The following is a 19,490-nucleotide window of genomic DNA, read 5'->3' on the forward strand; positions in this document are numbered from 1 at the left end:
TGGACACGACGACCCGTTAACGGTGCAGGAGTTCGCGTCTCATGACGGGGCGGGTTCGGTAGCTGCGTCCGATCTCGGCAAAACCGGCCCGCTGAAACATGGCGAGAGTTCCAGTGAAGACGGCGGATGGTGACGGGGTGCCGGCGAGCCCGTCGGTGTCAACGGGGTGACCGTCGAGTACCGAGGCGCCGTGCTGCGCGGCCCAGTCCACAGCGGCCTCGAGCAGCGCGACTCCGATGCCGCTCCCACGGTGTTCGCGGCGCACCACGAAGCAGGACACCCACCATGCGTCAGGATCTTCATCAAGGATGCGGGCCAGTGCCCGGTTCTCGGTGATCCCTGGCAGCGTGGAGCGCGGCACCACCCGCGTCCAGCCGACCACGTCGTCATCGAGGATGGCCAACAGGCCGATCGGGCGAGCTGCTTCGTGGACTTCACGGTGCAGCGCAGCCCGGTTATCGGGCTCCTCGTGCCGACGAAACCGTTGGCACCAGCACGACGCGGGGTTCTTCTCCCGGGGTCCGAAGACCCGCCCTAGTTGTGGCCACCGCTCAGCAGTCGCCGGCACCACACGCACCGTGGTCATCCGTTCGAACCCTCTCCTGCTACAAAAGCATGGCTGTCCATCGCTCTAGATTGCCAACCAGTGAGCGACCCTCGCACCTGCTGGCCCGTATCCCCGCGGGTGATGAATCGCCTAGGCCGGGTTGCGGTCTCCGATGGGGGCGATCTCTGACGAGAGTCGTCTCGAGCGGATGATTCCAAACTGGAGATGTGGGCGGAGGCTGTCGGTGAGGCACTGCCTGGGAAGGATTCACCGATGCCGGCACCTGACAAGACCCACGCGCTCGATCACCTCGTGGTGGTGTTGTTCGAGAACCGCTCCCTGGACAACGTACTCGGCCACCTGTACGGCCCCGACGACGGCAAGACCTTCGACGGGGTGATTGGAAAGGATCTGAGCAACCCGATCCCGGAATGGGCCGAGCACGGCGCCGAGCGCAGGGCGGTCCCCTACACGGTGGCAACCGACATGGACTCGCCCAACCCGGACTCGGGCGAGGAGTGGTACCACACCAACACTCAACTGTTCAACGTCCTCGACAAGCACAACAGGTTCAAGATCGGGGAGGCGGTCACAGAGCCCTGGAACGCGCCGCCGCCCGGGGCGACACCGACCATGGACGGGTTCGTCACCGACTACATCTCCACCTTCACCGGCGAGATCGGCCGCCAGCCGACCTATGACGAGTACGCCCACATCATGACCGGCTGCACGCCCGAGCAACTCCCCGTGCTGAACGGTATCGCCCGCGACTTCGGGGTCTTCGACCACTGGTTCAGCGAGGTGCCGTCGCAGACCTTCATGAACCGATCGTTCTGGACGGCGGCCACCTCGTCGGGGTTCGTGGTGAACAGCCCGATGACGAAGTGGTTCACCCGGAACGACGCGGAGACGTTGTTCGAGCGGCTGGAGGCCCACGGCAAGACCTGGAAGGTCTACATCATGGAACCGATGCCGGTCTCCTTCACCGGGATGATCCACTTCTCCCGGCTCAAGGACCGGCTGGCCACCCACTTCGTACCGTTCGCCGAGTTCGAGAAGGATGCCGCCGCCGGCACCCTGCCGGACTTCTCCCTCATCGAGCCCAACATGGCCGGCGGCCACGGCGACTACCACCCCGCCTTCAGCAGATCGTTCTCCGACAGCGTGGACCTCGCGATGGACAACCCGTCCTCGATGCTGGCCGGTGAGGCATTCCTGGAGCGACTGTTCACCGCCTACCGTTCCGCCACCTCCGAGACCGGAACCAACGTGTGGAACACCCCGTTGCTGATCGGATGGGACGAGCCGGGAGGCACCTACGACCACGTCCCGCCCGGGCCGGTCCCCCCGCCAGACCTGGCCGCGCCTCCTGGCGAGTTCGGATTCACCTTCGACCGCTCGGGCTACCGGGTACCGGCGATCCTCGTTTCCCCGTGGGTCGAACCGGGGTCGGTGTACAACGACGAGTACCGGCACACCTCTCTGATCGCCACCCTGCGCAGGACCTGGGAACTCGGCGAAGCGTTCAGCCGGCGCGACGCCACGGCCCGCACCTTCGACCACCTCCTCGCGCGCGAGACGCCCCGCGACCCGCAAGACTGGGTGACCGTGACGGCACGTCCTGTTCCCGAATGGATGATGGACCTCGAAGTAGTGGGCCAGGCCCTCAGCACCCTGGGCAAGGGCATGGCACCCGCCCTCATCGCGAGAGCCAAAGAGCTCGGGGTCCCGCTTCCGGCCGAACTCGACGATCCGCGGGCCGACCTCCCGCCCGGGCGCATCGTGGACCTCCTCAGACAGATCTCCGGCCACTTCTTCCCACTCCTGGCGAAACCCCAGGGATCGTGAGCCGCGTTCAGCCTCCTGAGGATCGACACGAATCGCACGCTCATGCGGGGGTACGCCGCGCATGTGTCGGACCCACGTTCTTGACCCAGCGCGCAAGACGATCCCGCGACGAGCGGCGTCGCGCAGTCTGCTTGGTTACTGTTCGCCGATCAGCGTCTTGAACTCTGGTTCGTGACGGATCGGAGCGAAGTCGGTGTCGTCGCGTGCGTCTGCGCGGAACTTCTCCGAGGCGTCGATCGCGCGCCGTAGGTGGTTGATCGCCTCGGCCGGGTGGCCACTCAGGCTTTCGGAGCAGGCCAGGTTGTAGACGAGCATTGGATACCCGGGATTGGCGGCGATCGCTTCATCGAGGCGAGCGCTGAGTTCGGCGTGATCGCCGTCGTCGTAGAGCGGTCTCAGGGGTGCCCACAGTTCCCAGCCAGTTGCGTCGTACGCCTTGCCCGGCGAGCCATCGAAGGCGAGGATCGTGGTCGCCGGCTCGGCCGCGACGGCGGTGCGCCGAGTGCCCTGGCTGGTGAACACGAGTGTGCCGGGGCTCGCTTCCACCTGCTTGTCCTCGAGTTCGAAGACCGCGCGGCCGCTGACGACGAGGAAGAGTTCCTCGGCCGGCTCGGAGCCCTCGTCGAACTCGTTGATGATCGCGTCACCCGCCGCAGCGCCTACCCACGCGGTGACACCGAAGCTCGTGATGCCGAAGTGGTGCCGTACGGGTCGATAGCGGTACTGGCCGTCGGCCAGCGCGTCGATCTCGTCCAGTCGCGCGACTGCGTACCCTCGCTGCGCGTTCACATCCCGTGAAGGTAGTGCCATCCCAGCATGCTAGGACCGCTTCCGGACGATCCGCGTCCGGAATGAGGTTTGTGTTAACGCATTGTCGTACCGCTGAACTCCCTCGGACGCGTGCCTCGTCGGAGCCCTCATTGACGCGACCTGCGACGGCGATGGACCTGGACCAAGTGGGCGCCCTTTCAATCGGATTGGCCGACGCCGTGGAAGTTGCGCCGCAAGAGCAGCACCGCCACCGTGAGCACCCAGAGCCAGAACAGCAGGTATGGCACCAGCCAGATGTTGTTCGACCAGTCGATGCGGCAAAGGACGAGGCCCCCTCCGCTTGCGATGGCCAGCCACCCGGTCCAGCGGGGCAGGAATCGGCTCGATGCGATGACCCAGCCGCAGCACACGGCGAAGCTGCCAAGCGCCACGCGTGCGTTGGCGAACGCCGCCTGCGACTCCACAAAGGCATACCTGGCGATCTGAGGGTCGAGATCAGCGGCAGTGAACACGGCCGCGACCTCGTTCCCCGTTAGGACCAGAGCAGCGAACAACACACCGGAGACCATCGCGATTGACGACCGCCACGGGGCCTCGCCCTCGGCGTGCCGCAACAGGATGGACAGCGCGACCCCGAACCACACGAAAGTGACCAGCCCGATCGTGAGAGCGAAAGACCGGAAGGGGGAGGCAACCGTGTTAGGTGACCGGTAGTGGGCGAGGAACTCGGCTGCCGGGGCGGTGAAGGCCGGTTCAGCGCGCGAGCCGACAAGGACGACGAACAGCAACACCACGACGGCCAGCCCCGCGATGCCGGTGACCCTGCCAAGGCGCTGCCACGCAGCAGCGTCAGAAATCGGGGCAGTCTTCATCTGGTGATGATGCACGAACTCGTGGCTTGAAACGCACGCTCATGCCGCGACCCGCGCGGTCATGCCGAAGAGCAAGCGCGGCTGATCGCCGTGTTCGCGCCATTCTTGCCGCGGTCACGCATACCGGTTTCGCTATGTGATGTCGCGGCGGATGGCCACGTGGGTGCCCAGAGCGGCGAAGGTGAGCGCCCAGGCAAGCAGCACCAGCCCGCCCGCGGCCTGGCCAAGCATCGACGCGTCGACCGAGGACGTGAGCCGGCCCAGCGCGTTGCCGGCCTGGTAGGGCAGGTACTGCGCCACCTCGGAGGTGGCCTCGACCCCGCTCAGGATCGGGCCCACGACGAAGATGTAGACGACGAACCCCACGATCGCTGCGATCTGGTTGCGCATCAAGCAGCCCACGGCGACCCCGAGCACGGCGTACAGCGCCACCTCGATGCCGACCCCGCCGAGGGTCCGGGCGAGGTCGGTGCCGGAGAGCACGATGTCGACGTGCTTGGCGGCGAGCCACGGGAGGGCCACCGCGAGGAGGACGACGGTGCAGGCCGCGGCGTACCCGAGCCCCGTCCCGGCGTAGGTGAGGAGCTTCGCGACGACCACCCGCCCCCGGCGAGGCGTCGCGAGGAACGTCGGCGTGGCCGTCTGGTGCGCGAACTCGCCGGTGACCGCGATGATGCCGAGGATCCCGACCACGACCAGCGTCGCGGTGGCCTGCGCGAAGACGGTGCGTTGCCCGGCGGCGGTGTCGAGGCCGAGCGGTCCCGGCTCGGCGAAACCGATCGCGGCGCTCGTGGTCCCGCCGACCATGGCCAGGCCGAGGATCAGCATCCACAGCCACAGCCTGGTGGTCGTGAGCTTGCGGAGCTCGGCTCGGACGAGCGCGGTCACGGTTGCTCCTCCACGCCGGTGAGGGAGAAGAAGATCTGCTCGAGGCCGTCCTGCCGGGTCTCGAGGGCGTGCAGCTCCACGCGGTGCTCGAAGGCGAGTCGGCCGACGTCCCGCGCGCTCAGACCGCGCGCCTCCAACGTGTACCCGGAGTCCCTGCTCACGGCTGCCCCAGCCGCCTCCAGGACCTGGGCGAAGCGCTCCGCGTCGGGAGTCGCGACGAAGACCCGGCCACCGGCGGTGAGCTCGCCGAGCGTCCCCTCACGGACCAGGCGGCCGTGGTCGATGATGACCACCCGGTCGGCGATCTGCTGTACCTCCGACAGGGCGTGGCTGGAGACCAGCATCGTGCGGCCCTCGCCGGCGAGCCGCTTCAGGAACCCTCGCAGCCAGGCGATGCCCGCGGGATCCAGCCCGTTGGCCGGCTCGTCGAGCACCAGCACGCCCGGGTCGCCGAGAAGCGTCGTCGCCAGACCGAGGCGCTGCCGCATGCCGAGCGAGTAGCCACGGACCGGCCTGCGGGCTGCGTCCGTCAGGCCGACCAGCGCCAGCACCTCGTCGGCGCGGATGTCGCCATAGCCGTTCACGGCGCAGTAGACCCGCAGGTGGTCGCGGCCGCTGCGACCCGGGTGGAAGCTGCTGGCCTCGAGTGCCGCCCCGACGACGTCCGCCGGATGGGCGAGGTCTGCGTACGCCGTGCCGCCGATCGTCGCCGTACCGGCGGTCGGCTCGACCAACCCGAGCAACATCCGCAGCGTCGTGGTCTTGCCCGCGCCGTTCGGCCCGAGGAACGCGGTGATCTCACCCGGCTCAGCGGTGAAGGAGAGCGCATCGACCGCGCGGACGTCGCCGAAAGACTTGGAGAGCCCCTCGACCTCGACGCGATGCCCGTCCGCCACAAAGCCAAGGCTAACTTCGTCGAACGCTCAGCATCCATCCTGGCCGGAACGCCCTCATCTGCCGCGTTGAGGGCGGCTACGCTCGCCCGGAGCAACCGCGATCCGCGCGCTCCTGCCGAGTTCTGTGCGTTCCATGTCAGGCCTGGCAACTTGGAGCACGACGGGTTGCGGGACGAGGCTGTCCCTGTGGAACGGCGGCTCATCGGCTACTGGCGCGCGGAACGCCGAATACCAGTGACCATGACCGGCTTGCGGCCCGGCCGGTGGCGCCCTGATCATCTGCAGATGAACGAGACGCCTGCCACGGCGAGGCTAAGACGTGCCGTCCGGGCGGTCATCCTGGCCGATGATGACCGTGTCCTGCTGTGCCGCTTCAGCTTCCCGCATCCGGCTGTACCGACGGGCGCAACGGTCGTATGGGCGGCCCCCGGCGGCGGCATCGAGCCCGGTGAACTGCCGCTGGCGGCACTGCGCCGGGAGTTGCACGAGGAGACGGGGCTTGTCATTGACGCCGACCCGCCTCACGTCTGGCACCAGGAGGTTGCCGCTCCCGGCCATGCGGACGGCTACGACGTGGTGGTCAACGACTACTTCCTCGTCCGCACCACGCGCTTTGAACCCCGCGGCGCGCTGTCCGATGACGACCTCGCCGCCGAGCACATCAGCGGGATGCGATGGTGGCGGCACGGAGACATCGCCGAATACGGCGGAACCGACCTGTTCTCACCCCGTGACATCGCCACACCGCTGGCGGCGCTGATCGCCGGTGACATCCCGCGCACGCCAGTGATGCTCGGCCTGTGATTTCCCCGGGCACTTATAGGTCCGCTGTATCCGCGAGACGCACCAAAGACACGAGCCCTGCCGGACCGCAACTCAGCACAGATGATCGTGCAGTAGCGCCTGCTCTACCGCCGTAGCGCGTGCATAACTATCCACGCTTGGCGGAGAGCACAACGTCCGCTTCTGCCGCATTCCGCGCGGTCGTGCCGATGTGCGCGCAGCGGCCAGGGTCCCTAGTGGAAGTTCTCGGGCGGCTGGAGTCCGAAGCGTTCGCACAGGACAGCGACATCGTGTCGGTCGACCTCGCGCAACTCGTATCCGGTGTGGTTCTGCAGGGCGAACTCGGGACGTTCGCATCGAACTGAGATACCTGCGATCTCACCCTCACCGGAAAGATCATCGCGGGTGAACCTGAACGGCGCTTTGAGACTGCCGTAGTGGAGTCGGCCGTCGCTCAGAGTCTCGTACAGGTGAAGATCTACGCGACGACTGTGGCCGTCATGCAAGACGAAGTTCCAGGGACGGTCGCCGGGCCAGGGGTAGATCCGATCGACTCCTTGGTCGGCGAAGGCTGCGACGAGACCTTCGAAGTCATCCGCGTCTACCCAGACGTCGAGATCCAGATGTTCCCGCGTCTGCTTCCCGACCAGGGCGTCGACAGCCCAACCTCCGCCGACGCATGCTGCGACTCCATACCCTTGCAAGGCAGTAATCAACGTGCGCACCATTTCCGGCGGCATAGCGTATTCGCTCACGCCCCAGAGTCTCAGGCGACGCAACCATCCGGACATGCCGCAGACAGGGACGCGCGGTCGGGCCGAATGTGGGACGTTTCCTCGGCGGGGTCGATCGCGGTCTGCCTGAGATGCGCCGAGGTCAGCTGTGTTTGCGTGTCAGTTTTGGGTGAGGGTGGCTGCGGCTTTCAGGCAGATGTCGAACAGGGCTTCGCGGGTCTGGGTGGCGGTGGTCCAGTCGCGGCCGTCCCAGTCGTCTGCGGCGAGTGTGTCGCCGGCGTACAGGAGTTGGCCGACTCGGACGCCGCGGTGCTTGCCGACGGCAAAGAATGCTGAGGCTTCCATCTCGACCATGGAGCAGCCTTCCTCGACCCGGCGGTCGATGCGGCTGCGGGTCTCACGGAAGATGGCGTCAGTGGTCCAGGAGTTTCCGCGGCCGACAGCGAGACCGGATCGTTCGCACGCCGACACGATCGCCTGGGAGACTTCACGATCGGCTTCGACGAATCTGGACGGCGGCAGGTAGTGGTGTGAGGTGCCTTCGTCGCGAAGGGCCTGGTCGACGACCATCGCGTGGCCGAGTGCGAGCTCTGGGACGAGTGCGCCGGCGCCGCCGACCGCGATGAAGGTGTGACAGCCGAAAGCGATCATTTCTTCCATGGTGGCGACGGCTGCGGGCGCACCCAGGCCGGGGTAGAAGAAGGCGATGCGCGGACCGTGGCGGTCGTCTTCGTAGACCGGGCATCCGCCGTACACGCTGAGGTTAGCGCATTGTTTGGCGCCGGCCTGGCTGATGACCTCCTGGAAGAAGCACATCACCGCGACCTTCGGCAGGTCGTTGATCGGAGGCTGCAGGGCGGCGGGGTCCAGCACCCCGGGCTCGGTGAGATCGGTTTCGAGCAATGGTGATGTCACAGCTGCCAGTCCTACCACCACCGAAGTAGTCAGCCGCCCGGGTTGACCACCTTGTAGACGATGGATGGTTCACCGGCAGCATGGTCGGCGAGCATCACACCGTAAGCAGTCCCTACCAGCGGCTCAGGCCGGGTAGTGGAGTGAAGCGAGTAGTTCGGTGTGCAGGATGGCGTTTGAGTAGAGGCCGCCGCCCTGGTCGCTGGCGCGGCCGCCGGTTCGATCGGTGAAACGGCCGCCGGCTTCCTCGACGAGAAGAACCCACGGCGCGTGATCCCAGGTGTAGTAGCGCTCGGCCAGGAAGGCGTCGATCTCGCCACGAACGAGTTCGACCAGCGGTAGCGGGCTCGCCGGTGGGCGAGCCGCACTCGGTGGGAGACGGGCTCTGGACTCGTCGTCGAGCGCTTCGAGCACGGCATCTGCGAGCGCCGACGTCGTACTGACCTCGAGGCGCCGCGTCTCGCTCTCCTCGCGTGGCCAGGACGACTCGAAGGAACCGCCACCTCGGGTCGCCCACCAACAGCGGCGCAGCGCGGGAGAGGTGACGACCGCGACCTCCGTGGTCCCTCGAAGCTCCAGGGCGATGTGGATTCGCTAGTTCGGATCACCCCGGCTGAAGAAACCGGTGCCATCGATCGGGTCGAGGATCCAGACCCGGTCGGACTCACCGAGCCGACCGAGTTCCTCGCCGAGGAACGCATCGTCGGGCCGCGCCTGCGACAACGTCTCCCGCAGCAAGCGCTCGACCGCCCGGTCGGCTTCGGTGACCGGTGTGCCGTCGGCCTTCAGCGTTGCGGAAACGCCGGCTTCGAAGTGAGCGAGCGCGAGCTCCGCCGCCAGGTCCGAGGTATCGAACGCGAGTTGGAGGTCGCCAGCGCTGTCCATCGCAGCAGACGCTATCAGCGCACCTACTGGCGTGTTGCCTTCCATAGTTCGAGGGTTGGCCAGGTGGCGGCCCATTCGGGGGAGACGTAGTTGTGGTCGGAGTGGGCGCCTGCGGGGGCGATGTACTCGGTGAGTTCGTCGAGCTGGAATCCGGATTGCCGGAGGAGCTTGATCATCGGGCCGGTTGGTAGCTGGAAGTGGGTGCCGCCATCGGGCCGGTTGATCCGCGCGACGTCTGCGTAAGGTCGGCTCAGGCGGTCTCCTGCGGCCTCGGCGTCAGGAGCCGTGCAGAGTTCCACGAGGGTGGAGTTGCGCAGGAAGATCAGCTGCCCACCGGGCCGGAGAAGCCGGGCGGCTTCTGGAATCCACAGTGTCGGGTCACACCAGCTGCTGGCGCCGTACTCACTGATCGCCACGTCGAAGCTGTTGTTCGGCAGTGGGACCTGCTCGGCGTTGCCATGGATCAGCGGGAACACCAGGCCGAACTCCTGTTGAAGAGCCTCCGCGAGAGCAACCGAAATTCTCCAGCGCGGGTCGCCTTTTGTATCGGATCTCTTCGTTTGTTTCGTCCGCGGGTAAACCTGCGGCGGGCGAAATGCCTGGACCGATTACTAACCTCTGCAGGCCTTTGTCCAGGTGTGTTTTGTGCCTCCGGAAACGCGCCGGCGCGGTGACTGCGGGCGGTAATGGAGTCATTACTTCTGGTCCATAGCGCAGTTGGGTGATCGTGTCGTATCGTCGCGTCATCGCCAGGCCTTGGTGGGGGTTCTGGTCTTCGAATCCTTTGTGTGCAAAGAAACTTTGGAGCTCGGATGACCATGGACGGTACTGTCGTGGTGCCCGGAACCAGCCAGGGTGCGGAGTGGGTCGACGATGTCCTGCTGGCCGGTCCGGCCGGTGACATTTGCTTTCGCTTACCCGATCCTATCGACCGGGACAAATTGCGCCGATTGGTCCGCGATCGGCAAACGGAACTGGCTCAGTCCGGTTTCAGGCCGGGCGGTGCGGTGGCCTTGCGATTGCCGCCGTCGATGGCTTTCGTCACGCATTTGCTGGCGGTCTGGCGCAGCGGCGGCCAGGCGATCCTGCTGGATCACCGGCTGACCGACTACGAGGTTCGCCGCGCGATCGAGCGGCTGGTCCCGCAGGTGGTGGTGTCACCGGAGCGGCCGGTGCCGGCGGGCCTGCGGACCTTCGTCGAGGTCGACGCCGACCTGGCCAGCTACTCGGGTCATCCGGCCGGTACGACGCACGCCGTCGTACAACTCAGTTCCGGCTCGACCGGGCCGTCGAAGGTGATCGGCCGGAGTGCCGAGGACCTGGTCGAGGAGGTGCTGCGGTACACGCGGATCGACGGCGTACCGCAGCGGGGGGAGCGGCTGATCCTGCTGCCGTCGATGGTGCATGTGCTCGGATTGGTCGGCGGTCTGCTCTACGGCCTGCACGCGGGCGTCGAGTTGGTGCCGCCCGCCCGGCTGACGGGGGATGCGATCGTCCAGGCGATCGGGTCGGCCACCACTCCGGCGACGGTGCTCGGGGTGCCGTTCCACATCGGGCTGCTCGCGTCGGTACAGGATCCGCCGTGGTTGCCGCAGTTCAAGCGGATGACGACCGGCGGCGAGCTGGTGCCGAGGGCAGTGTCGCGGTCCTTCGAGGAGAAGTACGGCGCACTGCTCGGGAACATGTACGGGATGACCGAGGTCGGCGTGATCGGCACCGACCTGTACGGCGAACACCGGCCGGCGATCCGGCCCGCGCCCGGGATCGAGGTCCGCGCGGTCGACGGCGAACTGCAGGTCCGCCGGCCGGAATCGCCGTACCTGGGCCTGTCCGACACGACTCGCTGGTCCGACGGCTGGTTGCACACCCGCGACGCCGGGGTGGTCGACGAGGAGACCGGACTGGTCAGCATCAAGGGGCGGCTCGACTCCCAGGTCTCCGTCGGCGGCCTCAAGGTCGACCTCACCGAGGTCGAGTACACGCTGGCCTCACTCCGCGGCGTCGAAGCGGCGGTCGTGGCCTTCGACGGCGCGATCACCGCCTACGTCCAGGTCAGTGCCCCACGGACGGTCTCGCAGCTGGAGAGCGATCTGGCCCAACTCCTCGCCCCCTACAAACGACCCCGAACCCTCCACCTCCTCAATCAGTTGCCCCGAACAACTACCGGAAAACTCGTCCGCGACCTGACGACCCTCCGCAAGGCCGTCTCGTGATGCACAGTCACCACCACCTCGGAAGCTGTCGAGGCCAGAGCCACCGCCAGAACCGCCTGCTCCACAGGCACATGGATGACTGCGAGGCCGGCTTCGCCAGTCACCATGCCGGCGGCAGGGGAGGCAGGGAGTGGCATTCGGCGGCGCAAGCCGGAGTTGCGCAGGCCTTGGCCGAGCGCCTTGCCTACTGCCTCCTTCGCGGTCCAGAGGTGAAGGAAAGCGGTCAGCTCGTCGGGTTGGTCAGTCATCCACGCCAGCTCGGCCGGGTGGAACCAGCGCTCGGCCAGGGCACGGACCTCCCGCGGGTGCACCTCCTCCACGTCCACGCCGAGAGGGCCGTCGTACGACGCGGCGACGGCCAGCAGATGGTGCGTGTGGCTGACGCTCACTGCAAGACCGGGGATGTGCGGCCGGCCGGATGGGCCGTGGCTGAGGACCGGGCCAGAGACGAGTGTGCTCGCGAGTGCGAGCAGGAGTTCGTGGGCCGAGGGACGTGAAGCGCCGGCCGGCGCCAACCAGACATGTACGGAATCACCCACCGAAAGAAGGTAACCGAATGAAGGACGAGGTTCGCGCGTTCGTCATCGCGCAACTGCAGGACATGAACTACGACACCGAAGGCATCGACGACGACACCACGCTCGGCCCGGCCGGCGTGGACCTCGAGTCACTCGCGCTGGCGGATCTGTCGGTGCGGGTCGAGGACCGGTTCGGGGTCAGGTTCTCCGACGACGAGTCCGAGCAACTCGCGCTGATGACGGTCGGCGAGTTCACCGCCGAGGTGGCCGGCCGGGTAGCCCAGCAGGTCTGATGAACTCGACCCTTCCCCCGCCCGGGCGGGCCGAGCTCCTCACCTGGCTGGCCGGTCTCGGCGAGCGCCCACCCGGTGCCGAGCGGCTCGACTCGATGGAACTGGCGTGGCTGGTCCATCAGGTCGAGCAGCGGTACGGCGTCGAGCTCGCCGACGACCAGCTGGAACGCATGGCCACCCTCGACGATGCCGTCACCGTGATCGCCGAGGTGCTGACCAGCCATGTCTGAACCCCGACCGGTCGCCGTCACCGGCCTCTCGATCCTGACCGCGCTCGGCCGCGGACCGGAGACGCAGCTCACCGGTACGCCGGCCTTCACCGAGGTCAGCCGTTTCGACACCAGCACCCGCCGCGTGCACCACGCCGCGACGGCAGCCGAAACCGGCACGCTGGAAGAAGAACTGGATCAGGCGATCGCGACCGCCTGCGCGCAGGCCGGCGTCGACCGCAGCACGACACCGCTCCTGCTCGCCCTCCACACCGCCCCGCCCCGCGACTTCGGCCAGCGCCGCGTCTACACGAGCGCCTGCGTCTCAGCCAGTACGGCGCTGGCCGACGCCGCAACGTTGATCCGCGCCGGCCGGGTCGAACGCATCGTCGTAGCCGCCGCCTACCTCGTCGAGCCCTACCAGTACGCGCTCTTCGACGCCGGTCGAGCCCTGTCCACCGACGCCGCCGTCCGCCCCTTCAGCCGCCACCGCCAAGGCACCCTCCTGGGCGACGGCGTAGCCGCGGTAGTCCTCCAACCCGGCGAAGGCCTGGCCGAGCTGATCAGCTGGTCGCGCGCAGGCGACGCGTACCACCCCTGCCAACCATCCCCCGACGGCCGAGGCCTGGCCGCCGCAATCCAAGCAGCCCTGGCCAAAGCCAAGCTCCCATCGGACGAGATCGGCTACGTCAACGCAAACGCCACCGGCACAACCTTCAGCGATGCGGCGGAGGCGGCGGCGATCAACGCCGCGTTCAGCAGTACTCCGCCGGTGAGTTCGACCAAAGGGTTGTACGGGCACGCGTTGGAAGCGTCCGGGCTGGTCGAGTTCGTGGTGACCGTCCAGGCGTTGCGGGAGGGGAAGTTGCCGGTGAACGCCGGGTTCCTCGAGCCGGATCCCGCCTGTCGACTCGATCTGATTCTGGATGCGCCGCGGCCGGCGGGTTCTCCGTACGGGATGTCGCTGAACTCGGCGTTCGGGGGAGCCAATACGGCGTTGGCGGTGCGGGTCGGATGAGCGGGCTGCTGGATGTTCATGAGCTGGTGGTGTTGGCGGAGAGTTACTGGCCGGACGTGGGTGATGCGGGTGAACCGCCGGCGCTGCCTGGGTTTGTGTTGTCGGCGTTCAGCCCGTTGGCGGCGGTGGTCGCGGAGCGATGCCTTGGGCGGCTGAGCGAGCGTACGGCGCGGACCGGGATCGTGCTGGTAAGCGACGGGGACCGGGTCAGTGCGGAGCATGTGCGCCAAACGGTTGCTGAGGGCAAGAGACTCGGGCCGTTGTTCTTCTTCCAGTCGGTGCCGAACAGCGTGGCGGGATGGATCGCCGCGCGGTGGGACCTGCGCGGCCCGGTGGTGTGTGTGACGGACGGCGGGCTCGACGAGGCCGCCCTGCTGATCGGTGACGGGGACGCCGATCAGGTGCTGATCGTGCAGGTGGGGGCCGACCAGGCGTCCGCCGTGATCGTGACTGGGAGAGACCCGACATGAAGAACCTGCGAGCCCGACTCGCCGCGGATCCGGCGATCGGCGCCGGCAATGTCCTCGCCCGGGTGATCGCGCAGGGCGCCGACCCGGACGGCCCCGGCCTGACCTTCGACACACCCGTCGACCACTTCCCGGCCGAGCACCCGTTGACGCTCGGCGAGTTGGACAACCGCGTCCAGGCTCGTACGGCGTGGCTCCACGAGCACGGCATCGGCCGCCGGGACGTGGTCGCGATCTGGGCCACCGAGGCACAGGACATCGTCCTCAGCTTCCTCGCGCTGACCCGGGTCGGCGCGATTCCCGCCCTGCTCAACGGCAAGATGGCGCCGGCCATCGCGGACGAGTACATCCGCCGCCTCCGCGTCACCGCGGTCATGGCCGACGCGGCCCATCGTCCACTCCTGCAGACCGAGGTCCTCGCCGAGCCGAAGGAGCTCGGCGCCGGTGATCCGGCGAAGGCACCTGAGCACTACCGGCACCACCGCGACGACCCGATCGTGATCACCCACACCAGCGGCACAACCGGCGTACCCAAGGCTGTTCTGCACACGCACACCACCTTGTACGCCGCTCTCAAGCACCTGCTGACCATGCCACAGGCGCAAGGCACGGATCGGATTCTCAACGCGCTCCCGATCCCGCACACCGCGACGATCCTGATGGTCAACCAGGTGCTCGGGAACCGCGCCGAGATGCTGCTGTTGTCCAGCCAGGACGCGCCGTACGTCCTGCGGCACATCGAGCGGTGGAAGCCGCGGGCCGTCTATGGATTCGCTGTCACGTGGGCCGGGTTGGCGCGCGAGGATCTGGGCAAGCACAATCTCGACTCGGTGCGGATGTGGTTCAACACGGGCGACTGTGCGCATGAGCCGCACATCCGCAAACTCGTTGTCGTCGGCACCCGGGAGACCGTCACGCGGGAAGGGCGGGTGACGGTCAAGGGCAGTCACTTCGTCGACGGTCTCGGGTCGAGCGAGATGGGGCACAACGGGTTCCACATCACGCACACGATCGACAGTGATCACTACGGGCGGTGTATCGGGAAGCCGTATCAGTTCGCGGAGGCCGCCGTACTGACGTCGACCGGCGAGGAACTCCCGTTCGGCAAGGTCGGCCTGCTCGGCTTCCGCTCACCGTCGGTGTCACCCGGCTACTGGAACGACTCGGTCAACACGTACCGCTTCCGGCTGAACGGGTGGATCCTCACCGGTGACCTGGTCTACCGCGACGACACCGGTCACTACTTCCACCTCGACCGGGTCCCTGACGCGGTCGCCGGCTTCGAGGGCCCGCAACTCTTCACGTCGATGTCCGAGGAACGCATCCTCGCGGCTCTTCCGGAGGTTGCCGACTGCACCGTCGTCATCGTGCCGGACAACGGCAAGTACGTCGCCGACGTACTGCTCGAGCTGTCACCGGACGCCGCGGAGGTGGACCGGTCGGACGCGGTGAAGGAGGCGGTCGGCGAGGAAGTCGCGGCGATCATCCGCCGAGTGAGCGTGGTCGGGGCGGACGACGTCCCGGTCACCGTCACCGGCAAGGTCCGCAAGGTCGCCCTCCGCGCGGAACGCCTGACAGGAGCAGACGCATGAGCCCGGTCGCCGGCGTCACCATCACGGGAATGGGGCTGCTCACCCCGGTCGGCCGCGGCATCGACGATGTGTACGGCGCCTTGCTGCACGGGCGATCCGGGATCGTGAAGCCGCCGCCCGAGCACGCGATCGCCGACTCCATCGAGCTGGCCGGGATCCTGCCACCCTTCGACGCGGGCAAGATCGCCTCCGGTCCGGACGGCAAGGTGATGGACAGGACGGTCATCCTCGCGCAGTTGGTCGCCGAGGACGCACTCGCGGACGCCGGCCTGACGATCGGGGAGAACGTCGACGCCGATCGCGTCGGTGTGATTGTCGGTGGGGTCGGGGGGATGGCGACCCTCGAGCAGCAGGTGCTCGCACGGGCAGAGCGTGGGCGGGCGGCCGTCAGCCCGTACCTCTTGACGGGGGTCCTGCCGAACATGCCCGCCGCCCGAGTGGCGATTCGGTTCGGGTTGCGGGGCTACACCTCCGCGGTTGGTACGGCGTGTGCGTCCGGGGCCCAGGCGATTGCGGATGCTGCTCGGTTGATCCGGTGCGGCGAGGCTGACGTGGTGTTGTGCGGGGCGAGTGAGGCGCCGTTGTTTCCGACGTTCGCGGAGACCTTTGCCAACGCGCGGGCCCTGGCCAGAGGGTGGGATGACCCGGCCGAGGCGAGTCGGCCGTTCGATCTGCGCCGCAACGGGTTCGTGCTGAGTGAAGGTGCCGCACTCCTCGTGCTGGAAAGTACGGCGCACGCGATAGCTAGAGGTGCGCGTGGCTACGCGGACGTCGCCGGGTACGGCGTCAACTCGGATGCGCATCACCCGACCGCGCCCCGGCCGGATGGGACCGGGGCTGCCGAGTGCATGCGAAAGGCCTTCAAAGCAATAGATCCCAGCAAGGTCGGCTACGTGAATGCGCACGGCACCAGCACCAAGCTCGGGGATGTGGCCGAGTCGGTCGCGATCGGCCTGGCGTTCGGCGACCACCATCCCGCGGTCAGCTCGACCAAGGCGTTGACCGGGCACATGCTCGGCACCTCCGGTGTCGTCGAGGCCGCGGCCGCCGCCTGTGCGATCACGACCGGTCTGCTGCCCCCGACGTACCACCTGGACGACCCGGATCCGGCCTGCCCGCTGGACCACGTCCGCAAGGAGCCCCGCGAAGTCCACCTCGAGTACGCGCTGTCGAACTCGTTCGGATTCGGCGGCCAGAACGTGAGCCTGCTCCTCGGCACCGCCACGACGCCGGAGCGGCGACAGATCAACAGTGAGGAGAAGCCGTAAATGGAGATCTACGGGATCGACCATGTGGAGCTGTACGTGGGCGACGCTCGCCAGGCCGCGTTCTATCTGGGACACGCGTTCGGCCTGCAGGTGCACGGGCAGGGTGGACCGGAGACCGGCCTGCCGGACCAGCGGTCGCTGCTGCTGCGCGAGGACGCCGTACAGATCGTGCTGACGTCCGGGCTGGCCGCCGACCACGCCGCGGCCCTCTACGTCCAGCGCCACGGTGACGGTGTTGCCGTGGTCGGGCTGGAGGTGGACAACGCGTCCGTGGCCTACACCGAGCTGCTGGCCAGGGGTGCCGAGTCGGTCGCCGAACCGGTGACCTACACCGACGAGCAGGAGACGACCGTGGTGGTCGCGGAGGTGGCGGGGTTCGGCGACGTGATCCACCGGTTGGTCGAGCGGCACGGACCGCGCCGTGAGTTCCTGCCGGGCGCGTTCCAGATCACCGGGCCGGCGAGCGGGCCGGACGAGAAGCTGTTCAGCGAGATCGACCACCTGGCGATCTGTGTGCCGTCGGGGCAGTTGAGGCCGACGGTGGAGTTCTACGAGAACGTCTTCGGGTTCCTGCCGATCTTCGACGAGTACATCGAGGTGGCCGGGCAGGGGATGGAGTCGACGGTCGTGCAGAGTACGTCGAAGCACGTCACCTTCACGCTGATCGAGCCGGATCCGAACCGCCGGCCGGGACAGATCAACGACTTCCTCACCTGGCACGCCGGCGCCGGCGTACAGCACATCGCGTTGCGGACCAGCGACATCGTCGAGGCGGTCGGAACGCTGGCCGGCCGGGGCGTCAACTTCCTCGCCTCGCCGTCGGCGTACTACCAGGCGTTGCCGGAACGCGTCGGTGAGGTGGAGACGCCGATCGAGGACCTGGAGAAGCTCGGCATCCTGGTCGACCGGGACCACTGGGGTCAGCTGCTGCAGATCTTCACCGAGTCGATGCACGTCCGGCGCACGCTGTTCCTGGAGATCATCGAGCGGCGCGGCGCGATGACGTTCGGCAGCGGCAACATCAAGGCGCTCTACGAGGCCAAGGAACGCGAGCTGGCGGGAGCTGACCTATGACGCTGGAGTTCAAGCTGTCGGAAGAAGAGCTCGAGCTCCTGCCGTCGGACGAGGACGTTGCCTTCTACAACGAGCACGGCTGGTACCTGTCCAAGAAGCTGCTCACCGACGACGAGACCGACGAGCTCGTCAATGCCAGCGAGCGCTACTACGCCGGCGAACGCGACCGCAACCTCCCGATGGCCCCGCCGAAGCTGGCCTACTGGGATCCGTCGAAGGGCGACGTCCAGCGGCACAACGACTACGTGCACTACGAGCACGACGGCCTCGCCAAGATCCTCCGCAAGCCGCTGATCGGTGCGGTAGCGGCCCGGCTCGCGCAGACCGACGAGATCCGGATCTTCCAGTCCACGCTGATCTACAAGCCACCGATCAAGGGCGAGCCGTCGAACATCGTGCCCTGGCACTTCGACAAGCACTACTGGTCGTCCTCGGCATCGGACCGGATGCTGACCGCGTTCATCCCGTTCCACGACTGTCCGCCGGAGATGGGCACGATCACCATGGTCGACGGCAGTCATCGCTGGCAGGAGATCGGCTCCGACGACACCGTCGTACGCCACTTCGCCGACCGGGACAGGTCGCAACTAGACCAGATGCTGGCCGAGAACGCGGCGTACAACCACGCCGAGGTGACCAAGATCCCGATCACGATCCCGCGCGGTCATATGAACTTCCACCACTGCCGCACGTACCACGGCAGCGGAGCCAACGGCAGCGGCCGCCCCCGCCGCGCGATCTCCCTGCACCTCCAGGACGGTGCCAACCACTACCGCGAGTTCCAGCTGTCCGACGGAACCCTGGCCGCCTACAACCACGACGCCCTGGTACGCCGTACGCCCGCCGGCCACCCCGACTACGCCGACCCCGACTTCTGCCCAATCCTCTGGGCCGACCGCTGACAGGAGAACCGCCCATGTCCCGTTACGACTGGGGTCAGACCCACCCCGGCATCGAACAGTTGGAGAAGGCCGTCACCCCGGCCCGCGACAAAGTCGTCCAGCACCCGCTCTACGCGAACCTTGACACTCACGAGGCGCTGGTCACCTTCATGGAGCACCACGTGTTCGCGGTCTGGGACTTCATGTCCCTGCTCAAGTCGTTGCAGCGCGAACTCACCTGCGTGACCGTGCCCTGGATCCCGACCGCGCACTCCGGTAGCCGCAGGCTGATCAACGACATCGTGATGGTCGAGGAGAGCGACGAACTCGGCGACGGGTTCATCAGCCACTTCGAGCTGTACGTCAACGGCATGCGCGAGGCCGGAGCGGACGTGGCTGCCATCGACAGGCTGATCGACCTGCTCCGGAACGGCGGCTCGGTGGTCGAGTCGCTGCGGGAGGCCGGCGTACCGCAGCCGTCGATCGACTTCGCCGGGACGACCTGGGACATCATCGAGAACGCCCCGATCCACTGCCAGGCGGCTGCTTTCGCGTTCGGCCGGGAGGACCTGATCCCGGACATGTTCACCCAGGTGGTCGCGGTGAACGAGCGGTCGAACAAGCTCAACACCTTCGTCGACTACCTGGAGCGACACATCGAGGTGGACGGCGAGCAGCACACGCCGATGGCGATGCAGATGGTCACCGATCTCTGCGGTGACGACCAGGCCAAGTGGGACGCCTGTGCGGACACGATCAACACCGCGCTCGCCGCCCGCGCCCGGCTGTGGGACGCCATCCTGGCCGAGGTCAAGGGCTGA

At 67.4% G+C, this 19,490-nt stretch carries 21 protein-coding genes and 1 pseudogene; 12 read left to right on the forward strand and 10 right to left on the reverse strand.

Annotated elements, in window-relative coordinates; genetic code table 11:
- Positions 1-16: 16 nt before the first annotated feature.
- Complete coding sequence (locus tag OG876_RS18785) at positions 17-577, reverse strand: GNAT family N-acetyltransferase (RefSeq protein WP_328526164.1); 561 nt, start codon at positions 575-577, stop codon at positions 17-19.
- Positions 578-820: 243 nt separating this feature from the next.
- On the opposite strand from OG876_RS18785, the gene OG876_RS18790 reads away from it, so the two are divergent.
- Positions 821-2,395: an alkaline phosphatase family protein gene (locus OG876_RS18790; RefSeq protein ID WP_328526165.1), complete on the forward strand. Its 1,575-nt coding sequence runs from the start codon at positions 821-823 to the stop codon at positions 2,393-2,395.
- 135 nt (positions 2,396-2,530) lie between these two features.
- Here OG876_RS18790 and OG876_RS18795 read toward each other — a convergent pair whose 3' ends face one another.
- The 4 genes from OG876_RS18795 to OG876_RS18810 all read right to left on the reverse strand — a co-directional run bounded on the left by OG876_RS18795 (position 2,531) and on the right by OG876_RS18810 (position 5,822).
- Positions 2,531-3,184 (reverse strand): cupin domain-containing protein, encoded by a 654-nt coding sequence (locus tag OG876_RS18795; protein ID WP_328526166.1) that lies wholly within the window; start codon positions 3,182-3,184, stop codon positions 2,531-2,533.
- A 179-nt stretch (positions 3,185-3,363) separates the two neighbouring features.
- Positions 3,364-4,038 carry a hypothetical protein gene (locus OG876_RS18800; RefSeq protein ID WP_328526167.1) on the reverse strand — a complete coding sequence of 225 codons (675 nt, stop codon included), beginning with the start codon at positions 4,036-4,038 and terminating at the stop codon, positions 3,364-3,366.
- A 132-nt stretch (positions 4,039-4,170) separates the two neighbouring features.
- A complete protein-coding gene (locus OG876_RS18805) occupies positions 4,171-4,926 on the reverse strand; it encodes a hypothetical protein (RefSeq protein WP_328526168.1) in 756 nt (251 codons plus the stop codon).
- Positions 4,923-5,822 (reverse strand): ABC transporter ATP-binding protein, encoded by a 900-nt coding sequence (locus OG876_RS18810; protein ID WP_328526169.1) that lies wholly within the window; start codon positions 5,820-5,822, stop codon positions 4,923-4,925. Before OG876_RS18810 ends, OG876_RS18805 begins: the two co-directional genes overlap by 4 nt.
- A 285-nt stretch (positions 5,823-6,107) precedes the next feature.
- Between OG876_RS18810 and OG876_RS18815 the strand changes: the two genes are divergently transcribed.
- Positions 6,108-6,626, forward strand: a complete 519-nt coding sequence (locus OG876_RS18815; RefSeq protein WP_328526170.1) for an NUDIX hydrolase — start codon at positions 6,108-6,110, stop codon at positions 6,624-6,626.
- A gap of 212 nt (positions 6,627-6,838) precedes the next feature.
- Here OG876_RS18815 and OG876_RS18820 read toward each other — a convergent pair whose 3' ends face one another.
- From OG876_RS18820 to OG876_RS18835, 4 genes and pseudogenes are all read right to left on the reverse strand, one after another.
- Positions 6,839-7,360, reverse strand: a complete 522-nt coding sequence (locus OG876_RS18820; RefSeq protein ID WP_328526171.1) for a nucleotidyltransferase domain-containing protein — start codon at positions 7,358-7,360, stop codon at positions 6,839-6,841.
- 138 nt (positions 7,361-7,498) lie between these two features.
- The gene (locus OG876_RS18825; RefSeq protein WP_328526172.1) at positions 7,499-8,254 is read right to left on the reverse strand and encodes a nucleoside phosphorylase; all 756 of its coding nucleotides are present in this window, start codon (positions 8,252-8,254) and stop codon (positions 7,499-7,501) included.
- Between the two features lie 123 nt (positions 8,255-8,377).
- Positions 8,378-9,211, reverse strand: a pseudogene (locus OG876_RS18830) (inositol monophosphatase family protein).
- Positions 9,160-9,657, reverse strand: a complete 498-nt coding sequence (locus OG876_RS18835) for a class I SAM-dependent methyltransferase (protein WP_442914183.1) — start codon at positions 9,655-9,657, stop codon at positions 9,160-9,162. The pseudogene OG876_RS18830 and the gene OG876_RS18835 overlap by 52 nt, the downstream one beginning before the upstream one ends.
- Before the next feature lie 297 nt (positions 9,658-9,954).
- Between OG876_RS18835 and OG876_RS18840 the strand changes: the two genes are divergently transcribed.
- A complete protein-coding gene (locus OG876_RS18840) occupies positions 9,955-11,349 on the forward strand; it encodes a class I adenylate-forming enzyme family protein (protein WP_442914184.1) in 1,395 nt (464 codons plus the stop codon).
- Here the strand turns inward: OG876_RS18840 and OG876_RS18845 are convergent.
- On the reverse strand, positions 11,280-11,888 hold the full coding sequence (locus OG876_RS18845) for a 4'-phosphopantetheinyl transferase family protein (protein ID WP_328526175.1): 609 nt from the start codon (positions 11,886-11,888) through the stop codon (positions 11,280-11,282). The genes OG876_RS18840 and OG876_RS18845 overlap by 70 nt on opposite strands.
- A 17-nt stretch (positions 11,889-11,905) precedes the next feature.
- Here OG876_RS18845 and OG876_RS18850 point away from each other — a divergent pair, with 17 nt between their 5' ends.
- Genes OG876_RS18850 through OG876_RS18890 form a run of 9 tightly spaced genes read left to right on the forward strand, consistent with a single transcriptional unit; the run spans position 11,906 to position 19,490 of the window.
- Positions 11,906-12,160 carry an acyl carrier protein gene (locus OG876_RS18850; protein WP_328526176.1) on the forward strand — a complete coding sequence of 85 codons (255 nt, stop codon included), beginning with the start codon at positions 11,906-11,908 and terminating at the stop codon, positions 12,158-12,160.
- The gene (locus OG876_RS18855) at positions 12,160-12,390 is read left to right on the forward strand and encodes an acyl carrier protein (protein ID WP_328526177.1); all 231 of its coding nucleotides are present in this window, start codon (positions 12,160-12,162) and stop codon (positions 12,388-12,390) included. Before OG876_RS18850 ends, OG876_RS18855 begins: the two co-directional genes overlap by 1 nt.
- Positions 12,383-13,387, forward strand: a complete 1,005-nt coding sequence (locus tag OG876_RS18860; protein WP_328526178.1) for a beta-ketoacyl synthase N-terminal-like domain-containing protein — start codon at positions 12,383-12,385, stop codon at positions 13,385-13,387. The genes OG876_RS18855 and OG876_RS18860 overlap by 8 nt, the downstream gene beginning before the upstream one ends.
- Complete coding sequence (locus tag OG876_RS18865; protein WP_328526179.1) at positions 13,384-13,857, forward strand: hypothetical protein; 474 nt, start codon at positions 13,384-13,386, stop codon at positions 13,855-13,857. The genes OG876_RS18860 and OG876_RS18865 overlap by 4 nt, the downstream gene beginning before the upstream one ends.
- Entirely contained in the window at positions 13,854-15,446 is a 1,593-nt protein-coding gene (locus OG876_RS18870; RefSeq protein ID WP_328526180.1) for a class I adenylate-forming enzyme family protein, read from the forward strand. The genes OG876_RS18865 and OG876_RS18870 overlap by 4 nt, the downstream gene beginning before the upstream one ends.
- The gene (locus tag OG876_RS18875; RefSeq protein ID WP_328526181.1) at positions 15,443-16,714 is read left to right on the forward strand and encodes a beta-ketoacyl-[acyl-carrier-protein] synthase family protein; all 1,272 of its coding nucleotides are present in this window, start codon (positions 15,443-15,445) and stop codon (positions 16,712-16,714) included. The genes OG876_RS18870 and OG876_RS18875 overlap by 4 nt, the downstream gene beginning before the upstream one ends.
- A complete protein-coding gene (gene hppD / locus OG876_RS18880) occupies positions 16,715-17,788 on the forward strand; it encodes a 4-hydroxyphenylpyruvate dioxygenase (RefSeq protein ID WP_328526182.1) in 1,074 nt (357 codons plus the stop codon).
- Positions 17,785-18,690, forward strand: a complete 906-nt coding sequence (locus OG876_RS18885) for a phytanoyl-CoA dioxygenase family protein (protein ID WP_328526183.1) — start codon at positions 17,785-17,787, stop codon at positions 18,688-18,690. The genes hppD and OG876_RS18885 overlap by 4 nt, the downstream gene beginning before the upstream one ends.
- A gap of 14 nt (positions 18,691-18,704) precedes the next feature.
- Positions 18,705-19,490, forward strand: coding sequence for a DUF3050 domain-containing protein (locus tag OG876_RS18890; protein ID WP_328526184.1), 786 nt, complete (start codon positions 18,705-18,707; stop codon positions 19,488-19,490).

The organism is Kribbella sp. NBC_00359 (assembly GCF_036097425.1).
Taxonomy (GTDB): Bacteria; Actinomycetota; Actinomycetes; order Propionibacteriales; family Kribbellaceae; genus Kribbella.

Bases quoted from the DNA above. Each gene is read 5' to 3' on its own strand.
- OG876_RS18875 (WP_328526181.1), top strand. From the start codon at position 15,443: ATGAGCCCGGTCGCCGGCGTCACCATCACGGGAATGGGGCTGCTCACC.
- OG876_RS18815 (WP_328526170.1), top strand. From the start codon at position 6,108: ATGAACGAGACGCCTGCCACGGCGAGGCTAAGACGTGCCGTCCGGGCG.
- OG876_RS18800 (WP_328526167.1), bottom strand. From the start codon at position 4,038: ATGAAGACTGCCCCGATTTCTGACGCTGCTGCGTGGCAGCGCCTTGGC.
- OG876_RS18850 (WP_328526176.1), top strand. From the start codon at position 11,906: ATGAAGGACGAGGTTCGCGCGTTCGTCATCGCGCAACTGCAGGACATG.
- OG876_RS18870 (WP_328526180.1), top strand. From the start codon at position 13,854: ATGAAGAACCTGCGAGCCCGACTCGCCGCGGATCCGGCGATCGGCGCC.
- OG876_RS18840 (WP_442914184.1), top strand. From the start codon at position 9,955: ATGGACGGTACTGTCGTGGTGCCCGGAACCAGCCAGGGTGCGGAGTGG.
- OG876_RS18860 (WP_328526178.1), top strand. From the start codon at position 12,383: ATGTCTGAACCCCGACCGGTCGCCGTCACCGGCCTCTCGATCCTGACC.
- OG876_RS18855 (WP_328526177.1), top strand. From the start codon at position 12,160: ATGAACTCGACCCTTCCCCCGCCCGGGCGGGCCGAGCTCCTCACCTGG.
- OG876_RS18885 (WP_328526183.1), top strand. From the start codon at position 17,785: ATGACGCTGGAGTTCAAGCTGTCGGAAGAAGAGCTCGAGCTCCTGCCG.
- OG876_RS18890 (WP_328526184.1), top strand. From the start codon at position 18,705: ATGTCCCGTTACGACTGGGGTCAGACCCACCCCGGCATCGAACAGTTG.
- OG876_RS18790 (WP_328526165.1), top strand. From the start codon at position 821: ATGCCGGCACCTGACAAGACCCACGCGCTCGATCACCTCGTGGTGGTG.
- hppD (WP_328526182.1), top strand. From the start codon at position 16,715: ATGGAGATCTACGGGATCGACCATGTGGAGCTGTACGTGGGCGACGCT.
- OG876_RS18865 (WP_328526179.1), top strand. From the start codon at position 13,384: ATGAGCGGGCTGCTGGATGTTCATGAGCTGGTGGTGTTGGCGGAGAGT.